The 17,011-nt window shown below is 61.5% G+C and carries 16 protein-coding genes; 10 read left to right on the top strand and 6 right to left on the bottom strand.

All coding sequences use genetic code 11. The features are described from left to right. The first annotated feature begins 346 nt into the window (after positions 1-346). Both ettA and gdhA read left to right on the top strand, forming a co-directional pair. A complete protein-coding gene (ettA, locus tag AC19YT_RS07335) occupies positions 347-2,011 on the top strand; it encodes an energy-dependent translational throttle protein EttA (RefSeq protein WP_095109437.1) in 1,665 nt (554 codons plus the stop codon). A 352-nt stretch (positions 2,012-2,363) separates the two neighbouring features. After that, positions 2,364-3,701 (top strand): NADP-specific glutamate dehydrogenase, encoded by a 1,338-nt coding sequence (gene gdhA / locus AC19YT_RS07340; RefSeq protein WP_095109438.1) that lies wholly within the window; start codon positions 2,364-2,366, stop codon positions 3,699-3,701. Here the strand turns inward: gdhA and AC19YT_RS07345 are convergent. The 3 genes from AC19YT_RS07345 to AC19YT_RS07355 all read right to left on the bottom strand — a co-directional run bounded on the left by AC19YT_RS07345 (position 3,698) and on the right by AC19YT_RS07355 (position 6,754). Beyond that, the gene (locus tag AC19YT_RS07345; RefSeq protein WP_500610026.1) at positions 3,698-4,195 is read right to left on the bottom strand and encodes a GreA/GreB family elongation factor; all 498 of its coding nucleotides are present in this window, start codon (positions 4,193-4,195) and stop codon (positions 3,698-3,700) included. The two genes, gdhA and AC19YT_RS07345, sit on opposite strands and share 4 nt — an antisense overlap. A 94-nt stretch (positions 4,196-4,289) precedes the next feature. Then, the gene (locus AC19YT_RS07350) at positions 4,290-6,143 is read right to left on the bottom strand and encodes a DUF7840 domain-containing protein (protein ID WP_500610027.1); all 1,854 of its coding nucleotides are present in this window, start codon (positions 6,141-6,143) and stop codon (positions 4,290-4,292) included. A gap of 122 nt (positions 6,144-6,265) precedes the next feature. After that, entirely contained in the window at positions 6,266-6,754 is a 489-nt protein-coding gene (locus AC19YT_RS07355) for a DUF3015 domain-containing protein (protein WP_095109441.1), read from the bottom strand. 439 nt (positions 6,755-7,193) lie between these two features. Between AC19YT_RS07355 and AC19YT_RS07360 the strand changes: the two genes are divergently transcribed. From AC19YT_RS07360 to bamJ, 4 genes are all read left to right on the top strand, one after another. Next, positions 7,194-9,632, top strand: a complete 2,439-nt coding sequence (locus tag AC19YT_RS07360) for a Lon protease family protein (protein WP_500610028.1) — start codon at positions 7,194-7,196, stop codon at positions 9,630-9,632. A gap of 201 nt (positions 9,633-9,833) precedes the next feature. Then, positions 9,834-10,154 (top strand): PA4575 family protein, encoded by a 321-nt coding sequence (locus tag AC19YT_RS07365; protein ID WP_500597721.1) that lies wholly within the window; start codon positions 9,834-9,836, stop codon positions 10,152-10,154. Positions 10,155-10,229: 75 nt separating this feature from the next. Beyond that, positions 10,230-10,718 carry a TIGR00645 family protein gene (locus AC19YT_RS07370; protein WP_095109444.1) on the top strand — a complete coding sequence of 163 codons (489 nt, stop codon included), beginning with the start codon at positions 10,230-10,232 and terminating at the stop codon, positions 10,716-10,718. Positions 10,719-10,865: 147 nt separating this feature from the next. Next, complete coding sequence (gene bamJ / locus AC19YT_RS07375) at positions 10,866-11,483, top strand: BamJ family beta-barrel-assembly machinery protein (RefSeq protein WP_095109445.1); 618 nt, start codon at positions 10,866-10,868, stop codon at positions 11,481-11,483. Positions 11,484-11,612: 129 nt separating this feature from the next. On the opposite strand, the gene AC19YT_RS07380 is transcribed toward bamJ, so the two are convergent. From AC19YT_RS07380 to AC19YT_RS07390, 3 genes are all read right to left on the bottom strand, one after another. Beyond that, positions 11,613-11,870: a PA4570 family protein gene (locus AC19YT_RS07380; protein WP_095109446.1), complete on the bottom strand. Its 258-nt coding sequence runs from the start codon at positions 11,868-11,870 to the stop codon at positions 11,613-11,615. Positions 11,871-12,050: 180 nt separating this feature from the next. Then, on the bottom strand, positions 12,051-12,392 hold the full coding sequence (locus tag AC19YT_RS07385; RefSeq protein ID WP_500597723.1) for a zinc ribbon domain-containing protein YjdM: 342 nt from the start codon (positions 12,390-12,392) through the stop codon (positions 12,051-12,053). Positions 12,393-12,508: 116 nt separating this feature from the next. Next, a complete protein-coding gene (locus AC19YT_RS07390) occupies positions 12,509-13,477 on the bottom strand; it encodes a polyprenyl synthetase family protein (RefSeq protein WP_095109448.1) in 969 nt (322 codons plus the stop codon). A gap of 241 nt (positions 13,478-13,718) precedes the next feature. On the opposite strand from AC19YT_RS07390, the gene rplU reads away from it, so the two are divergent. The 4 genes from rplU (at position 13,719) to proB (ending at position 17,003) form a co-directional block, all read left to right on the top strand. Continuing rightward, complete coding sequence (rplU, locus tag AC19YT_RS07395) at positions 13,719-14,033, top strand: 50S ribosomal protein L21 (protein WP_003176051.1); 315 nt, start codon at positions 13,719-13,721, stop codon at positions 14,031-14,033. Positions 14,034-14,068: 35 nt separating this feature from the next. Further along, positions 14,069-14,344, top strand: a complete 276-nt coding sequence (gene rpmA / locus AC19YT_RS07400) for a 50S ribosomal protein L27 (protein ID WP_095109449.1) — start codon at positions 14,069-14,071, stop codon at positions 14,342-14,344. A 195-nt stretch (positions 14,345-14,539) separates the two neighbouring features. Beyond that, positions 14,540-15,763, top strand: coding sequence for an Obg family GTPase CgtA (cgtA, locus tag AC19YT_RS07405; RefSeq protein WP_095109450.1), 1,224 nt, complete (start codon positions 14,540-14,542; stop codon positions 15,761-15,763). Between the two features lie 121 nt (positions 15,764-15,884). Next, on the top strand, positions 15,885-17,003 hold the full coding sequence (gene proB, locus AC19YT_RS07410; RefSeq protein WP_095109451.1) for a glutamate 5-kinase: 1,119 nt from the start codon (positions 15,885-15,887) through the stop codon (positions 17,001-17,003). Positions 17,004-17,011 lie beyond the last annotated feature (8 nt).

The following is a 17,011-nucleotide window of genomic DNA, read 5'->3' on the forward strand; positions in this document are numbered from 1 at the left end:
CAGAGGCAAGCCGGGCGCAGAGTTTGGCGCGCGCGCGGACGAAGGCGAAGTGACATTGGGCAAGCTGTGACCCTGCGATTTGGCTGGACTGGCGCGACGTGCACTATAAGCCGGACGCCCAAAGGGCGGATAGCATGCCCTGAGTTGTGGCAAAGTGCCAGCCCCTGCTGGCTGGACTCATATGATCCGTTGAGGTAGCTTTGCCGGTTACGCGAAGGCGCTCCAGCCTCAGACAATCAGGCATTTTCCGCACGCAGGCATTGATCGCGATCAACGGCCCGCGCCGCGCATAGCCTGGCCCGGGCTTCGCCCGCTTTATTCACCCGTCACTGACCCTAGGTTCTCCATGGCTCAATACGTCTTCACCATGCATCGGCTGAGCAAAGTTGTTCCGCCGAAGCGGGAAATCCTGAAAAACATTTCGCTGTCCTTCTTCCCCGGCGCCAAGATCGGCGTGCTGGGCCTCAACGGTTCGGGTAAATCCACCCTGTTGAAAATCATGGCTGGCGTCGACACCGAGTTCGACGGCGAAGCACGCCCGATGCCTGAGCTGAACATCGGCTACCTGCCGCAAGAGCCGCAACTGGACCCGACCAAGACCGTGCGTGAAGTGGTCGAGGAAGCAGTCAGCGTCATCAAGGACGCCCAGGCGCGCCTGGATCAGGTCTACGCCGAATACGCCGACCCGGATGCCGACTTCGACAAACTGGCCGCCGAACAGGCCAAGCTCGAAGCCATCCTGCAAGCCGGCGACGGCCACAACCTGGATCGTCAACTGGAAGTGGCCGCCGATGCGCTGCGCCTGCCAGCCTGGGACGCCAAGATCGAGCACCTGTCCGGTGGCGAAAAACGCCGTGTGGCTCTGTGCCGCTTGCTGTTGTCGGCTCCCGATATGCTGCTGCTCGACGAACCGACCAACCACTTGGACGCTGACTCGGTGGCTTGGCTGGAGCACTTCCTGCACGATTTCCCGGGCACCGTGGTCGCGATCACGCACGACCGGTACTTCCTCGACAACGTCGCCGGTTGGATCCTGGAACTGGACCGCGGCGCGGGCATTCCGTACGAGGGCAACTATTCGGGTTGGCTGGAAGCCAAGTCCGATCGTCTGGCCCAGGAATCCAAGCAGCAATCGGCCCATGAAAAGGCCATGAAGGACGAACTGGAATGGGTGCGCAAAGGCGCCAAGGCCCGCCAGTCCAAGTCCAAGGCGCGCCTGGCGCGCTTTGAGGAAATGCAGTCGCAGGAATTCCAGAAGCGCAGCGAAACCAACGAGATCTACATCCCGGCTGGTCCGCGCCTGGGTGACAAGGTCATCGAATTCAAAAACGTCTCCAAGGGCTATGGCGACCGCGTGTTGATCGACAACCTGTCGTTCTCCATGCCAAAGGGCGCGATCGTCGGTGTTATCGGCGGTAACGGCGCGGGTAAATCCACGCTGTTCCGCATGCTGATGGGCAAGGAACAACCGGATTCGGGCAGCATCGAAATCGGCGAAACCGTGCAACTGGCCTGCGTGGACCAAAGCCGTGATGACCTGGACGGCAGCAAGACCGTGTTCCAGCAGATCTCCGACGGCTCGGACCAGATCCGCATCGGCAACTACGAAATCCCGTCGCGTACTTACGTCGGGCGTTTCAACTTCAAGGGCGGCGACCAGCAGAAGTTCGTCAAGGACCTCTCTGGTGGTGAGCGCGGCCGCTTGCACCTGGCCCTGACCCTGAAAGAGGGCGGCAACGTCCTGCTGCTCGACGAACCGTCCAACGACCTGGACGTTGAAACCCTGCGTTCCCTGGAAGAAGCCCTGCTGGACTTCCCGGGCGCCGCCATTGTGATCTCCCACGATCGGTGGTTCCTCGACCGTGTGGCGACCCACATCCTGGCGTACGAAGACGACTCGCAAGCGGTGTTCTTCGAGGGCAACTACACCGAGTACGAAGCCGACCGCAAAAAACGCCTCGGCGACGCAGCGGCCCAGCCGCACCGCGTACGGCACAAGAAACTGGCCTGATCCGCGCCGGTGGTTTGAACAATGGAGCCCTTGGGGGCTCCGTTTTTTTTTTGCGTGTGAATCTGCTGGAGTGGATGTAGGACTATTGCGAGCAGGTTCGCTCCTACAGGTGGAGTAAACATCGCTCCAGGTGGGAGCGAGCCTGCTCGCGATAGTGCTAAACCTGATGGTGCAAGCCTTGGGCTGGCAATCCCTGTTTAGGTGCAAAACAGCCGAGAAAACCCTGCCGATTTACATCCAATGCACCATTTAATTTCATAACTGCGACATTTTGCGCTGTCGCGGTGCGAAATGAATTGATAAAGTCCCGGGCAAATCTCCTTTAACGACAATAAATTTGCCGAGACTTCCCATGATCGAATCCGTCGAAGACTTCCTTGCCCGCCTGAAAAAGCGCGACCCTGAGCAACCGGAATTCCACCAGGCTGTAGAAGAAGTCCTACGCAGCCTGTGGCCATTTCTGGAGGCTAATCCGCATTACCTGACCTCGGGCATTCTCGAACGGATTTGCGAACCCGAGCGCGCGGTGGTGTTCCGCGTTTCCTGGGTTGACGATCAGGGCAAGGTGCAGGTCAACCGCGGTTTCCGCATCCAGATGAACAGCGCCATCGGCCCGTACAAGGGCGGCCTGCGGTTCCACCCGTCGGTGAACATGGGCGTGCTGAAATTCCTCGCCTTCGAGCAAACCTTCAAGAACTCCCTGACGTCCCTGCCCATGGGCGGCGGCAAGGGCGGCTCGGACTTCGACCCCAAAGGCAAGAGCGACGCCGAAGTGATGCGTTTCTGCCAGGCGTTCATGAGCGAGCTGTACCGCCATATCGGCGCAGACGTGGACGTGCCGGCCGGCGATATCGGCGTCGGTGCCCGCGAAATCGGCTTCCTGTTCGGCCAGTACAAGCGCCTGAGCAACCAGTTCACTAGCGTCCTGACCGGCAAGGGCATGAGCTACGGCGGCAGCCTGATCCGCCCGGAAGCCACCGGTTTTGGCTGCGTGTACTTCGCCGAAGAAATGCTCAAGCGCAGCGGCCAGCGTGTGGAAGGCAAGCGCGTGGCGATCTCCGGTTCCGGCAACGTGGCCCAGTACGCGGCACGTAAGGTCATGGACCTGGGCGGCAAGGTGATTTCCCTGTCTGACTCCGAAGGCACGCTGTACTGCGAGTCGGGCCTGACCGAGGAGCAATGGCTGGCGGTGTTGGAGCTGAAAAACGTCAAGCGCGGGCGCATCAGCGAACTGGCGACGCGTTTTGCCCTGGAGTTCCGTGCCGGCCAGTGCCCGTGGGACCTGGCGTGCGATATCGCGCTGCCTTGCGCGACGCAGAACGAATTGGACGACAACGCCGCGCGCACCCTGCTGCGCAACGGCTGCATCTGCGTGGCCGAAGGCGCGAACATGCCGACCACCCTGGCGGCGGTGGATATCTTTATCGAGGCGGGCATTTTGTTCGCCCCGGGCAAGGCGTCGAACGCTGGCGGCGTGGCGGTGAGTGGCCTGGAGATGTCGCAGAACGCCATGCGCCTGCTGTGGACGGCCGGTGAGGTGGACAGCAAGTTGCACAACATCATGCAGTCGATCCACCACGCGTGTGTGCATTACGGCGAAGAAAACGGCCGCATCAACTACGTCAAAGGCGCGAACATCGCCGGTTTCGTCAAGGTTGCCGACGCGATGCTGGCCCAGGGCGTGGTCTAAACCTCGGGCTCGATGCGGATAATCTCCAGCACCTGATCGCCGGCGGGGCGCTTGCATAGCACTTCGTCGCCGAGCCGGGCGCCCAGCAGGGCCCGGCCCAGGGGCGAGCCCCAGTTGATAAGGCCGCGCGCGGCGTCGGCCTGATCCTCCCCCACCAGTTGTACGCGCTGTTGCGCATCGTCTTCATTGGCAAAGGTCACCCAACTACCGATCTGCACCTGCTCGGTGGAGGTGGCGGGCGCGACGACCTGGGCGCTGCGCAGGCGCTGGTTGAAGTAGCGCAGGTCACGCTCGATCTCGGCCTGGCGCTGTTTGTCGGCCATTTCGCCTCGGGCGCTTTCTTCGCTGTGCAATTGCTGCAGTTCGGCGACTTTCGCCTGCAATTGCGCCAGCCCGCGGGCGGTGAGGTGGTTGGGCTGGGTGCTGACCTGGCGCTCCACCGGGGTGTCGGCCTGGGCAGCGGCCTGGTCTTCGTTGACGAATGCGCGACTCATGGCATTTCTCCTGTCATGCAGGGTTGGGCCATGGTCGCAGCCTTTTGGTTTCATCGGTTGTTGCAAAGCGACCTGTGGGGCGCTGTTTTGCGCTTCAGTAGTGATACCACTTCAATTCCAGCATCACTTCGTTCTCGGCCGAGGCCAGGTGGCTGAATTCGCGCTGGGCACTCAGGCGCAGGCCCAGGTTGCGCGACAACTCCCATTGCTGGTTGAGGCTCAGGCTACGGCGCACTTCGCCGTTGGTGAAGTAGTCGCCGCGCGCCTCCAGGCTCAGGTTGCCCAGGGGGGTTTTCCACAGCAGGCCGGTATTGAACCCGGCGGCTGGGGAGATGAATTCGGCGAAGTCGTTGTTGTGCTCCACGCGCACGGCCCCCAGGGCAAAGCCGAGCAGGTCGTCGCCCAGTTGCCAGGTGCCGCCGGCGCCACCATTGACGTGGCTGACCAGGGTTTCGTCGTCGTGCTTGCCCGGCACCCGTTCCAGGCCCCCGGTGACTTGCCACGACAGTGGTTGCAGCAGCTCGTTGCGCGGGGTCAGGGAGCGGATGGTGGCCAGGTCCAGTTGCTGCAACTGCCAGCGATTGCCCTCGTACTGGCGCACTTTCATTTGCAGGATTTCGATCTGCGCGCCCAGGGGGAAGCCTTCGGCGTTGTCGTTGAGGTCGTGATAGGCCATGCGCAGGCCGTATTCGGCGAAGGCATCGTCGCCCCGGGTGCCGATGCCGGCCTGCCAGGTGCGCGATTCGTGGCCGTCCTCGGGCAGGCCGGGGCGGGGGATGTCCAGCTCCGGCGCGGGGTTCTGGTTGATGGCGCGCAACAGCTCGAAGCTGCGCTGGGCCCGTTGCGGGTCGCGTTCCTGGCCGTTGGCGCGGTAGCGCTCCAGGCGATAGGCGGCGTCGATAATCAACGCCTGGCGCGCGCGGGGCAGGGCCTTGAAGGCCGGGGCCTGGAGCTGTTGTTGGTCGGCGCTGACCTTGAGCACCCATTGCTGTTCGTCACCGTTCAGCGGCTCGGCGCGGCTGAGCAATTCGCGCTCGCGGGAGGGGCGATAGTCGATCTTCTCCACCAGGCCCGCGTCCTTGACCGCTTTCACCGTGTCGGTGGGGATGGCGGTAAGGGGGAATTGCTCGGTCAGCTTCAGGCCCGGGCGGGCCACTTGCAGCAGCTCGAGTAGGCGATAGGAGCAGTTTTCGTCGAAGAAAAAGTAGTCGAACTTGATCTGCTTGAGTTCCCAGACGTGCTCGACCATGCGCTCGGTCTCGGCTTGCGTCAGGTTCAGCCGATATTCCCACAGGTCGCGGTTTTCCAGGCTGCGGTACTCGGAGAGCTTTTCCTGGTAGGGCACCAGGGCAAAGAGGCCGGGGTAGCCGCCCATCAGGCCTTTCCAGGCGTAGAGGATGCTGTTGTCGGAGCCTTCGATGTAGGCGCCGAAGTTGATCGCGTAGCTGAGCAGGGCGGTCTGGTCGCTTTGCACATCGGCCTGGTCGATGCGCAGCAGGGTATGGCCGAACATCGACGACGGGCTATTGAGGTAAGCCGCCGGGAAAATCATCACCGCGCTGTGGGGCGAAACGTCCTTGAACCACTGGGTGAATTCGGCGCACGCCACCGTGGGCAGGTCGGTGAGGTTCAGTTGCGCCTTGAGCCAACGGGTGCGCGCCGGGTACACGCACTGGGCGTGTTGCTCGCCGGCGCTGGCAGGCGCGTAGAGCGCTTGCAGGGTGGCTTGCAGCTCGGCATCGGGGCGTTCGGCGCCGTTGGCGGCGAGGAAGAACTTGGGGTCGCTGACATAGCTGCGCCAGCCGCCGAGCTTGGCGGTTTCGTAGTGGCCCAGGGAAATCCAGAAGGGGTCGTTGGCCAGTTGCTGCAAACGCGGGTTGTCGATCTGTGGTGCGGCGGACAACGGGGCGCAGACACAGAGCGCCAGGTAGGCAAGGCGTTTGAGCATGGTGGCAACTTAATAAAAAAGAGACCCGAGTCGGGGTGGGGCGACCGGTAAGCCTGGGGCAGGCTTGAGCGGCCAGGTCCAAAAAACAAAACCCGCCCCATGAAGGGGCGGGTGGGCCGAGCTTATGCCGGAGTGGCGTATTTAGCCAGGCGAGCGTCGCCCTTGAGGATGGCCAGGGTGTTGGTATGCACGTCTTCAGCGGTGGCGTCTGCCTTGGTGAAGATCTGTTGGAAGTGTTCGTGGGTGACTGCGGCGAAGTGCGCGCGGTCTTCAGGTGCCACGCCGAGTACCACGGCATAGGTGGTCAGCGCTTCGCCCTGACCCTTGGCCATGTCTTCGGAGAGTTCGTTCATCATGCCGTTCATGGCGAACCAGGATTTGCCGCCGTAGGTCAGCGAAGCGTTGGTGGCGCAGCCGTTGGTGCCGGAAGTCATGCCGAACGTGGCGTTGCCGGAAGTGCCGTTGGTGGTGGATGCCAGGAAGTGAGCCGGGGTGCCACGCTGACCTTCGAACAGCATGTTGCCCCAACCGCAATCCGGGCCGCCTGGCGCCTGAGCCATAGCGTTGATGGATACAGCGGCGAAGAGAGTACCGAGAAGAATCCGTTTCATAGCTTTGTTCTCTTTATGTGCATACCAATGGACAGGAGTCTGGCCCGTATCAGCGCCAGTCGGGCCGGTTATTTGCCCAGCCGCGCAGCTTGGAGTTTAGGCACGATCCCAGGGTTCCGTGATTTTTTGTAAAACAATCGTCGAGGCTCCGGTTTATCGGGGCTTGACCGGGGTTTTGGGTGGTGTTCCTGGCTGGAGGGGGCCGACTGCATGCCATGAGCTGCACGTGTGTGGAGCGGGGCGGCGCTCCGCTCACCCGCGATGGCGTCGGCCTATCCAACGCTGATACAGGCTGATACGCCGCCATCGCGGGCAAGCCCGCTCCCACAGGTGTCTTCATTGCGCCCGGGTGACGGCTACAGTTACCGCGTGCCTTGCCAGCCAGGCATACCCGGCGCCAGAATGCCGCCATCCGCCCCGCCTGATGTAAGGAAGTCCGATGCCTGATCCTGTTGCTGCCAGCTTGCGTCTCGCGCCTGAAGCGCTGACCCGTCCGTTTTCCGCTGAACAGTTCAGCTTCTCGACCACCAATGATTTGGAGCCCTTTCGCGGTGTGCTTGGCCAGGAACGTGCCGTCGAGGCCTTGCAGTTCGGTGTGGCGATGCCACGCCCCGGCTACAACGTATTTGTCATGGGCGAGCCGGGCACCGGCCGTTTTTCTTTCGTCAAACGCTACCTCAAGGCCGAGGGCAAGCGCCTGCAGACCCCGGCGGACTGGGTCTACGTCAACAACTTCGATGACCCCCGCGAACCCCGGGCCCTGGAGCTTCCCTCTGGCGAAGCGGGCGCTTTCATCGCCGATATCAATGGCTTGATCGACAACCTGCTGGCGACTTTTCCGGCGGTGTTCGAGCACCCGTCCTACCAGCAGAAGAAAAGCGCCATCGACCGCGCCTTCAACCAGCGCTACGACCGCGCGCTGGATGTGATCGAACGCCTGGCCCTGGAAAAAGACGTCGCCCTGTACCGCGACAGCAGCAATATCGCGTTCACCCCGATGGCCGAAGGCAAGGCGCTGGACGAGGCGGAGTTCGCCCAATTGCCGGAGGCTGAGCGTGAGCGCTTCCACGTCGATATCTCCGAACTGGAAGAGCGCCTGAACGAAGAGCTGGCGAGCCTGCCGCAGTGGAAGCGTGAGTCGAGCAACCAGATGCGCCAGCTCAACGAAGAGACCATCACCCTGGCCTTGCAGCCGCTGTTGGCGCCGTTGTCGCAGAAGTACGCGGAAAACGCCGCCGTGTGCGGCTATCTGCAAGCGATGCAGGTGTATTTGCTCAAGACCGTGGTCGAGCAACTGGTGGACGACAGCAAGACCGACGCCGTGGCGCGCAAACTGCTCGAAGAGCAGTACTGCCCCAGCCTGGTGGTCGGCCACCCCGCCAGTGGCGGCGCGCCGGTGGTGTTCGAGCCCCATCCGACCTACGACAACCTGTTCGGCCGCATCGAGTATAGCACCGACCAGGGCGCGCTCTACACCACCTATCGGCAGTTGCGCCCCGGTGCGCTGCACCGCGCCAATGGCGGCTTCTTGATCCTGGAAGCGGAAAAAATGCTCAGCGAACCGTTCGTGTGGGACGCGCTCAAGCGCGCCCTGCAATCGCGCAAGCTGAAAATGGAGTCGCCGTTGGGCGAACTGGGGCGCCTGGCCACGGTGACCCTGACGCCGCAGCACATTCCGTTGCAGGTCAAGGTCATCATTATCGGCGCGCGCCAGTTGTACTACACGCTGCAGGACCTGGACCCGGACTTCCAGGAGATGTTCCGGGTGCTGGTGGACTTCGACGAAGACATCCCGATGGTCGACGAAAGCCTGGAACAGTTCGCCCAGTTACTCAAAACCCGCACCAGCGAAGAAGGCATGGCGCCGCTGACTGCCGACGCGGTGGCGCGCCTGGCCACCTACAGCGCACGCCTGGCCGAGCATCAGGGGCGCTTGTCGGCGCGTATCGGCGATCTATTCCAGTTGGTCAGCGAGGCGGATTTCATTCGCCACCTGGCCGGCGATGAAATGACCGATGCCGGGCATATCGAACGCGCCCTCAAGGCCAAGGCCACCCGCACTGGCCGGGTGTCGGCACGGATTCTCGACGACATGCTGGCGGGGATCATCCTGATCGACACCGACGGCGCCGCAGTCGGCAAGTGCAACGGCCTGACGGTGCTGGAAGTGGGCGATTCGGCCTTCGGTGTGCCGGCGCGGATCTCGGCCACGGTGTACCCGGGCGGCAGCGGTATCGTGGACATCGAGCGCGAGGTCAACCTCGGGCAACCGATTCACTCCAAGGGCGTGATGATCCTCACCGGTTACCTGGGCAGCCGCTATGCCCAGGAATTCCCCTTGGCGATTTCCGCAAGCATTGCCCTGGAGCAGTCCTACGGCTACGTCGATGGCGACAGCGCCTCCCTGGGCGAGGCGTGCACGCTGATTTCGGCATTGTCCAAAACGCCGCTCAAGCAGTGTTTTGCCATTACCGGCTCGATCAACCAGTTCGGTGAAGTGCAAGCGGTGGGCGGGGTCAACGAGAAGATCGAAGGCTTCTTCCGCCTCTGCGAGGCCCGTGGGCTGACGGGGGAGCAGGGGGCGATCATTCCCCAGGCTAACGTCGCCACCTTGATGCTCGACGAGAAAGTCCTGGCGGCGGTGCGGGCCGGACAGTTCCACGTGTATGCCGTGCGTCAGGCGGACGAAGCCCTGAGCCTGTTGGTCGGTGAGCCGGCCGGCGAGCCGGATGAGGAGGGGCAGTTCCCCGAAGGCAGCGTCAATGCGCGGGTGGTGGAGCGCTTGCGGGTGATCGCGGAAATGATTAGCGAAGACGACCTCAAGGACGCCGAGAAGGAGTTGGCGCAGCAGGCGTTGGCCGAAGCCAAGCCCGCCTGAGGCCTGTGGCAAGCGGGTCGGCCCCGCTTGCCATTTCGATGCGTCAAAAAGTCGACAATGACCATTCGGCGCCTGGTTAGGCCCGCCAACTTGCTGACTTGGCTTTTCTTCTATGCTCAGGACAGGGAATCGACAGTCATCACTGGATCGAGCCGGCCCCCTCGTGGGGGCTGAACACCGGATCTACCGAGGGTCGCCGCCATGCCGCGCAACCTCTGCCTCACCCGCCAGTGTCTGGGCCTGGTCACCCGCATCGAATGCAGCATTCGCCCGCTCGCCGGGGAAACCGGTATGTGGACGCTGTTATTCGCCGCCGGTATGGCCGGCGAGCAGCCCACGGCGATCAAGGCGCAGGGCCCGTTCCATGGGCCGTTCGTCGCCGAGTCCATTCTGGAAACCATCGTTGAAAGCCTGACGTCCCACGGCTATGAGTTGGCCGACGACCCGCAGATCTGGTGCCTGCACTTGCAGGCGCAACTGCGCGAGATCAATGGCGGGCGTTGCCACCCCACGGCGTTCTAGGCGCGGCACCGCGGTTTATGGGTGTTTGAGCGGCTGCTATACTCGCCGCCATTTTCTGCCCTTGTGTGAGATTCAATGGAACGTTTTATCGAAAATGCTATGTACGCCTCGCGTTGGCTGCTGGCGCCGATCTACTTTGGCCTGTCCCTGGGCTTGCTGGCGTTAGCGCTGAAGTTCTTCCAGGAAGTGCTGCACGTTTTCCCCAACATTTTCGCGATGGCCGAGTCCGAGTTGATCCTGGTGTTGTTGTCGCTGATCGACATGGCGCTGGTGGGCGGCCTGTTGGTGATGGTGATGATTTCCGGCTACGAGAATTTCGTCTCCCAACTCGACATCGATGACCACAAAGAGAAGCTCAACTGGCTGGGTACCATGGATTCGTCTTCCCTGAAGATGAAAGTGGCCGCCTCGATCGTCGCGATCTCGTCGATCCACCTGCTGCGCATCTTCATGGATGCCAAGAACGTCGATCCCGAGCACTTGATGTGGTACGTCATCATCCACATGACGTTCGTGGTCTCGGCATTCGCCATGGGTTACCTGGACAAGCTGACCAAACACTGATTCCCCGGCGCCAGTAGGCGCGCACTTTGCGCCTACTGATCTCGATCGCGGCAGTGTGCTAGTCTGCTCGCCCTTTTTATCAAGGGTTTTCCGGGAGCCGGCCTTATACCAAGCGGCTTCCAGGGTGCCCCACAGCGGAGCCGTGTTATGTCCGAAGTCAATCTGTCCACCGACGAAACCCGCGTCAGCTACGGCATTGGCCGTCAGTTGGGCGACCAACTGCGCGACAACCCGCCGCCGGGCGTCAGCCTGGACGCGATCCTGGCAGGCCTGACCGACGCCTTCGCCGGCAAGGAAAGCCGTGTTGGCCAGGAAGAAATGTCCGCCAGCTTCAAGGTTATCCGCGAAGTCATGCAAGCCGAAGCCGCTGCCAAGGCTGAAGCCGCTGCCGGCGCTGGCCTGGCATTCCTGGCCGACAACGCCAAGCGCGAAGGCATCACTACTCTGGCCTCCGGCCTGCAATTCGAAGTGCTGACCGCGGGTGAAGGCGCCAAGCCATCGCGTGAAGACACCGTGCGCACGCACTACCACGGCACGCTGATCGACGGCACGGTATTCGACAGCTCCTACGATCGTGGGCAGCCAGCGGAATTCCCGGTGGGTGGCGTGATCGCTGGCTGGACCGAAGCCCTGCAACTGATGAATGCCGGCAGCAAATGGCGCTTGTACGTGCCGAGCGAACTGGCCTACGGCGCTCAGGGCGTGGGTAGCATCCCGCCGCACAGCGTTTTGGTGTTCGACGTCGAACTGCTCGACGTTCTGTAAGGTTGGTTGAAGCGGTGTGGGCCTGCATTGCGATGCAGGCAACTCGATTTCAGGTTTGCGCCGCGGTGAAACAGCCGCGGGCAAGTCGGGTCGCCGCACCGTTTGCTTCTATAGGTTCTGCGGGGTGGTTCATGGGTGGAACTTACCGTTGAGCTCCGTCACCGGGCGCAAGGCTCGGGCATAGCAGAACAGAAACAGGTTGCGCACCAACTCCTTAAGCACCACCGGCTCGCTGGAGTTCAGGCCATGGAGATCCAGGTCGCCCTGGTCTTGCAGCTCATTGAGCGCTTCTTCTTCCAATACGGCACAGACTTCCCCGGTTTCCCTGTGAAGGATCCTGAGGTAGGGGTGTGGGCGGTCCAGCCAGGCGTCGATCAAATAAGTCATGGTTCTCATCTCCGTTGAAGGGTTCGATGAGAATAATTCTTATTCAAGTAATAGCAAGCGCCTATTGGCGATTTCTGCATTTTTTTGTGTGGGCATTGCGTGGGCTGACAGAGCTATGGCTTTTTGCTATTGCTGGCCGCGGTGCCGTCCCGCATTGCGCGGGATGGCAGCCAGCATGGTTCAGACCTTTCTGACGAACTCGGACTTGAGCTTCATCGGGCCGATGCCGTCGATCTTGCAGTCAATGTCGTGGTCGCCGTCACATAGGCGGATGTTCTTGACCTTGGTGCCGACCTTGACCACCAGGGAAGTGCCCTTGACCTTGAGGTCTTTGATGACGGTGATGGTGTCGCCGTCTTGCAGGACATTACCGACCGAATCCTTCTTCACGGTTTCGTCGCTGGCTGTCTCGGCCTCGTCAGAGGCGGACCACTCGTGGGCGCACTCCGGGCAGATCAGCTGTGCGCCGTCTTCATAGGTGTATTCGCAATTGCATTTTGGGCAGGGTGGCAACGTGCTCACTAAGGCTCCTTGGATTCAGGATCGCTAAAAAGCGCACATTGTATAGGGTTTTAGCCGGGGCAGGGGTGCAACGCAAAAGCAAGTGGGAGCAGGCGTGCTCCCACCGGGTGTGGCGGTCAGTGAGTACGGGCGACCGCGAACTCGCTCAATTCGATCAGGGCGTCGCGGTACTCGCTGGCCGGGATGGCTTCCAGGCACTGGATGGCGCGAGCCACGTAATCGCGTGCCAGTTGAGCGGTGTATTCCAGCGAGCCGGACGCTTCCACGGCGGTGCGGATGCTTTCCAGGTCTTCGATGCCGCCCTTTTGGATTGCCTGGCGCACCAGCGCAGCTTGCTCGGCGGTGCCTTCGCGCATGGTGTAGATCAGCGGCAGGGTCGGCTTGCCTTCGGCCAGGTCATCGCCGACGTTTTTGCCCAGGGTGTCGGCGTCGCCACGGTAGTCGAGCAGGTCGTCAACCAGTTGGAACGCCACGCCCAGGTGATCGCCAAAGGTGCGCAACGCCTCTGCCTGTTCGGCGGTGGCGCCGGCCAGGACGGCGGCACTGTGGGTAGAAGCCTCGAAGAGCATGGCGGTCTTGCCACGAATGACTTCCATGTAGGTTTCTTCGCTGGTGCTGGCGTCGCGCACTTTGGACAGTTGCAGCACCTCGCCTTCGGCGATGATGCGCGTGGCCTGGGAGAGGATCTTCATCACTGGCATGGAGCCCAGCTCGACCATCATCTCGAACGAGCGCGAGTACAGGAAGTCGCCCACCAGCACGCTCGGGGCGTTGCCCCACATGGCGTTGGCGGTGGAGCGGCCACGGCGCATGCCGGACATATCGACCACATCGTCATGCAGCAGGGTGGCGGTGTGCAGGAACTCGATGGTTGCGGCGAGCAGGCGCATGTCGTCGCCCTCGCGGCCCAGCGCCTTGCCGCACAGCAGCACCAATAGAGGACGCAGGCGCTTGCCCCCGGCCGAGGTAATGTAGTCGCCGATTTTCGATACCAGCGGTACTCGGGAAGTCAGCTGTTTCTTGATGATACCGTCGACGGCGCTAAAATCGTCCGCCACCGCGCGGTAGAAAGCTTGGGGTTGCATCAGCGACAGGTGCTCCAGAAGGGTTGCGCGGCATGCTAGGACCCGTGCCCCTGGGTGTCAAGGCGCGTTGGACGCCCCCTTGCAAGGTGCGGGTGCCTTGCGTACAATCGCGCACCCTGAACTTCCTGGGCAGCACCTGCCTTACGCAATTGCATCTGGGCCGTTCCAGCCTCATGCAGCCATGCCAGCCAATACCTCTTCTTATAAAGAGCTGGGTGAGCAGGATTATCGGAGAAATACCATGTCTTACGCAGTAATCGTTACAGGCGGCAAGCAGTATAAAGTCGCTCCAGGTGAATACCTGAAGATCGAAAAGCTGGAAATCGCTACCGGCGAATCCGTCACTTTTGATCGCGTTCTGTTGGTTGCCAATGGCGACGACGTAAATATCGGTGCCCCAGTTGTTGCTGGCGCTACCGTTGTGGCTGAAGTGATCTCCCAAGGTCGTCACGATAAAGTCCGCATCATCAAGTTCCGTCGTCGTAAGCACCACATGAAGCGTATGGGCCACCGCCAGTGGTACACCGAGATCAAAATCACCGGTATTCAGGCTTAATTTCAGCCTAATTCCTCACTAGGAGAATTGAACTCATGGCACACAAAAAAGCTGGTGGTAGTACCCGTAACGGTCGCGACTCAGAAGCCAAACGCCTTGGCGTGAAGATGTATGGCGGCCAGGTCATCGTTCCAGGCAACATCATCGTGCGTCAGCGCGGCACCCAATTCCACGCCGGTTACGGTGTTGGCATGGGTAAGGATCACACCCTCTTCGCTAAAATCGAAGGCGTGATCAAGTTCCAGGTTAAAGGCGCCTTCGGTCGTCGTTACGTAAGCGTTGTCCCGAAGACTGAAGTCGTCGCGGCATAATTACGTAGTTGCTGGAAAAGCCCTGTCTTGCGACGGGGCTTTTTCGTTTGTGGGGTGAGTCTCTTGCAAAACTGTTTGTATGGGCTGCCAGCGCTGGATTGTGCGGTCGTTGATTGAGGTCGCTGCGCTCATTTTTGCAAGAGTCTTATGTCTTGGTGATTTTTGGCTCGTCCATGCGGCGAGAGGCGTTTTGTTATGAAGTTTGTTGATGAAGTTTCGATTCGAGTAAAGGCCGGCGACGGCGGTAACGGTTGCATGAGTTTCCGTCGGGAAAAATTCATCGAAAACGGTGGCCCCAACGGCGGTGACGGCGGTGACGGCGGTTCGGTGTTCATGGTCGCCGACGAAAACCTCAATACCCTGGTGGACTACCGCTACACCCGGCATTTTGATGCCGAGCGCGGTTCCAACGGCGGCAGTACCGATTGCACCGGCAAAAAAGGTGAGGAGTTGGTGCTGCGCGTACCGGTGGGCACCACGGTGATCGACTCCGCCACCCAGGAAGTGATTGGCGACCTGACCAAGGCCGGCCAGCGTCTGCTGGTGGCTCACGGTGGTTGGCACGGTCTGGGCAATACCCGTTTCAAATCCAGCACCAACCGCGCGCCGCGTCAGACAACCCCTGGCAAGCCGGGCGAGCAGCGTGACCTCAAGCTGGAAATGAAGGTTCTGGCTGACGTGGGCCTGTTGGGTTTGCCGAATGCGGGCAAAAGTACCTTTATCCGTTCGGTTTCGGCCGCCAAGCCGAAGGTGGCGGATTATCCGTTCACCACCCTGGTGCCGAACCTGGGTGTGGTCAGTGTCGATCGCTGGAAGAGCTTTGTAGTTGCGGACATCCCGGGCCTGATCGAAGGGGCTTCCGACGGTGCGGGCCTGGGAATTCGCTTCCTCAAGCACTTGTCTCGCACTCGTCTGTTGCTGCACCTCGTCGATATGGCGCCGCTGGATGAAAGCAGTGCGCCAGACGCGGCTGAGGTGATTGTCAGTGAGCTGACCAAGTTCAGCCCGTCCCTGGCTGAGCGCGATCGCTGGTTGGTGCTGAACAAGTGCGACCAGATCCTTGAGGAAGAGCACGAAGAGCGCGTCAAGGAGATCGTTGATCGTCTGGAGTGGACTGGCCCGGTCTACGTGATCTCGGCCATTGCCAAAGAAGGCACTGAGCGTCTGACCCGCGACATCATGCGTTACCTGGAAGATCGTGCCGATCGCTTGGCTAACGACCCGGTCTACAAGGCAGAGTTGGCGGACCTCGATCAGCGTATCGAAGACGAGGCGCGTGCCCAATTGCAAGCCCTGGATGACCAGCGCGCACTGCGCCGCAGCGGCGTCAAGTCGGTTCACGATATTGGTGATGACGACTGGGACGAGGAAGATGTGGATGACGAAGATGGTCCGGAAATCATTTACGTCCGCGACTGATTCGTTGCAGTAAACTACAAGCGCCGCTCACTGAGCGGCGTTTTAGTATCTGTAAAAACTCCTACTAATAATCGCGCGGGTGGTGCTGGGTCGCGCCGCTCGCAAGCTAAGGTTGAAGATGATGCGGAGCAAGGTGACAGGTGCGCAGCGTTGGGTCGTGAAGATCGGCAGTGCGTTGCTGACGGCGGATGGCAAGGGGCTGGATCGTGCGGCCATGGGTGTCTGGGTCGAGCAGATGGTGGCCCTGCATGAGGCGGGTGTGGAGTTGGTGCTGGTGTCCTCCGGGGCCGTGGCTGCCGGCATGAGCCGCTTGGGCTGGACGGCGCGACCCAGCGCGATGCACGAGCTCCAGGCTGCTGCTGCTATCGGTCAGATGGGCTTGGTGCAGGCCTGGGAGTCGAGCTTTGCCGAGCATGGTCGCCATACTGCGCAAATCCTGTTGACCCATGATGACCTGTCTGATCGCAAGCGTTACCTCAATGCCCGCAGCACGCTGCGTGCCCTGGTCGAACTCAAGGTGATTCCGGTCATCAACGAGAACGACACGGTGGTCACCGATGAAATCCGCTTTGGCGACAACGATACCCTGGCGGCGCTGGTGGCTAACTTGGTGGAGGCGGATCTGCTGGTGATTCTCACGGATCGCGACGGGATGTTCGATGCCGACCCGCGCAACAACCCCGATGCCCAGATGATTTACGAGGCGCGCGCGGACGACCCGGCGCTGGATGCGGTGGCGGGCGGCACGGGTGGCGCTCTGGGGCGCGGCGGTATGCAGACCAAGCTGCGTGCGGCGCGCCTGGCGGCGCGCTCCGGCGCTCATACCATCATCGTTGGTGGGCGCTTGGAGCGGGTACTGGACCGGCTCAAGGCTGGCGAGCGCATCGGCACGTTGCTGTCGCCGGAGCGCGGCATGCTCGCGGCGCGCAAGCAATGGCTGGCGGGGCATCTGCAGACGCGCGGTACCTTGGTGCTGGATGAAGGGGCGGTTTCTGCCTTGTCTCGGGGCAACAAGAGCCTGCTGCCGGTGGGTGTGAAACTGGTGCAGGGTAGCTTCCGTCGCGGTGAAATGGTGGTGTGCGTCGCGCCGGATGGTCGTGAGATCGCGCGCGGGCTGGCCAATTACAGCGCCCTTGAGGCGCAAAAAATCATCGGGCAGTCGTCTGAGGCGATTGTCGGTCTCTTGGGTTACATGGCGGAGCCGGAACTGGTTCACCGCGATAACCTGATTCTGGTTTAAGGGAAACC

This window comes from Pseudomonas sp. MF08875, from assembly GCF_059862525.1.

Bases quoted from the DNA above. Each gene is read 5' to 3' on its own strand.
- ettA (WP_095109437.1), top strand. From the start codon at position 347: ATGGCTCAATACGTCTTCACCATGCATCGGCTGAGCAAAGTTGTTCCG.
- gdhA (WP_095109438.1), top strand. From the start codon at position 2,364: ATGATCGAATCCGTCGAAGACTTCCTTGCCCGCCTGAAAAAGCGCGAC.
- AC19YT_RS07345 (WP_500610026.1), bottom strand. From the start codon at position 4,195: ATGAGTCGCGCATTCGTCAACGAAGACCAGGCCGCTGCCCAGGCCGAC.
- AC19YT_RS07350 (WP_500610027.1), bottom strand. From the start codon at position 6,143: ATGCTCAAACGCCTTGCCTACCTGGCGCTCTGTGTCTGCGCCCCGTTG.
- AC19YT_RS07355 (WP_095109441.1), bottom strand. From the start codon at position 6,754: ATGAAACGGATTCTTCTCGGTACTCTCTTCGCCGCTGTATCCATCAAC.
- AC19YT_RS07360 (WP_500610028.1), top strand. From the start codon at position 7,194: ATGCCTGATCCTGTTGCTGCCAGCTTGCGTCTCGCGCCTGAAGCGCTG.
- AC19YT_RS07365 (WP_500597721.1), top strand. From the start codon at position 9,834: ATGCCGCGCAACCTCTGCCTCACCCGCCAGTGTCTGGGCCTGGTCACC.
- AC19YT_RS07370 (WP_095109444.1), top strand. From the start codon at position 10,230: ATGGAACGTTTTATCGAAAATGCTATGTACGCCTCGCGTTGGCTGCTG.
- bamJ (WP_095109445.1), top strand. From the start codon at position 10,866: ATGTCCGAAGTCAATCTGTCCACCGACGAAACCCGCGTCAGCTACGGC.
- AC19YT_RS07380 (WP_095109446.1), bottom strand. From the start codon at position 11,870: ATGACTTATTTGATCGACGCCTGGCTGGACCGCCCACACCCCTACCTC.
- AC19YT_RS07390 (WP_095109448.1), bottom strand. From the start codon at position 13,477: ATGCAACCCCAAGCTTTCTACCGCGCGGTGGCGGACGATTTTAGCGCC.
- rplU (WP_003176051.1), top strand. From the start codon at position 13,719: ATGTCTTACGCAGTAATCGTTACAGGCGGCAAGCAGTATAAAGTCGCT.
- rpmA (WP_095109449.1), top strand. From the start codon at position 14,069: ATGGCACACAAAAAAGCTGGTGGTAGTACCCGTAACGGTCGCGACTCA.
- cgtA (WP_095109450.1), top strand. From the start codon at position 14,540: ATGAAGTTTGTTGATGAAGTTTCGATTCGAGTAAAGGCCGGCGACGGC.
- proB (WP_095109451.1), top strand. From the start codon at position 15,885: ATGCGGAGCAAGGTGACAGGTGCGCAGCGTTGGGTCGTGAAGATCGGC.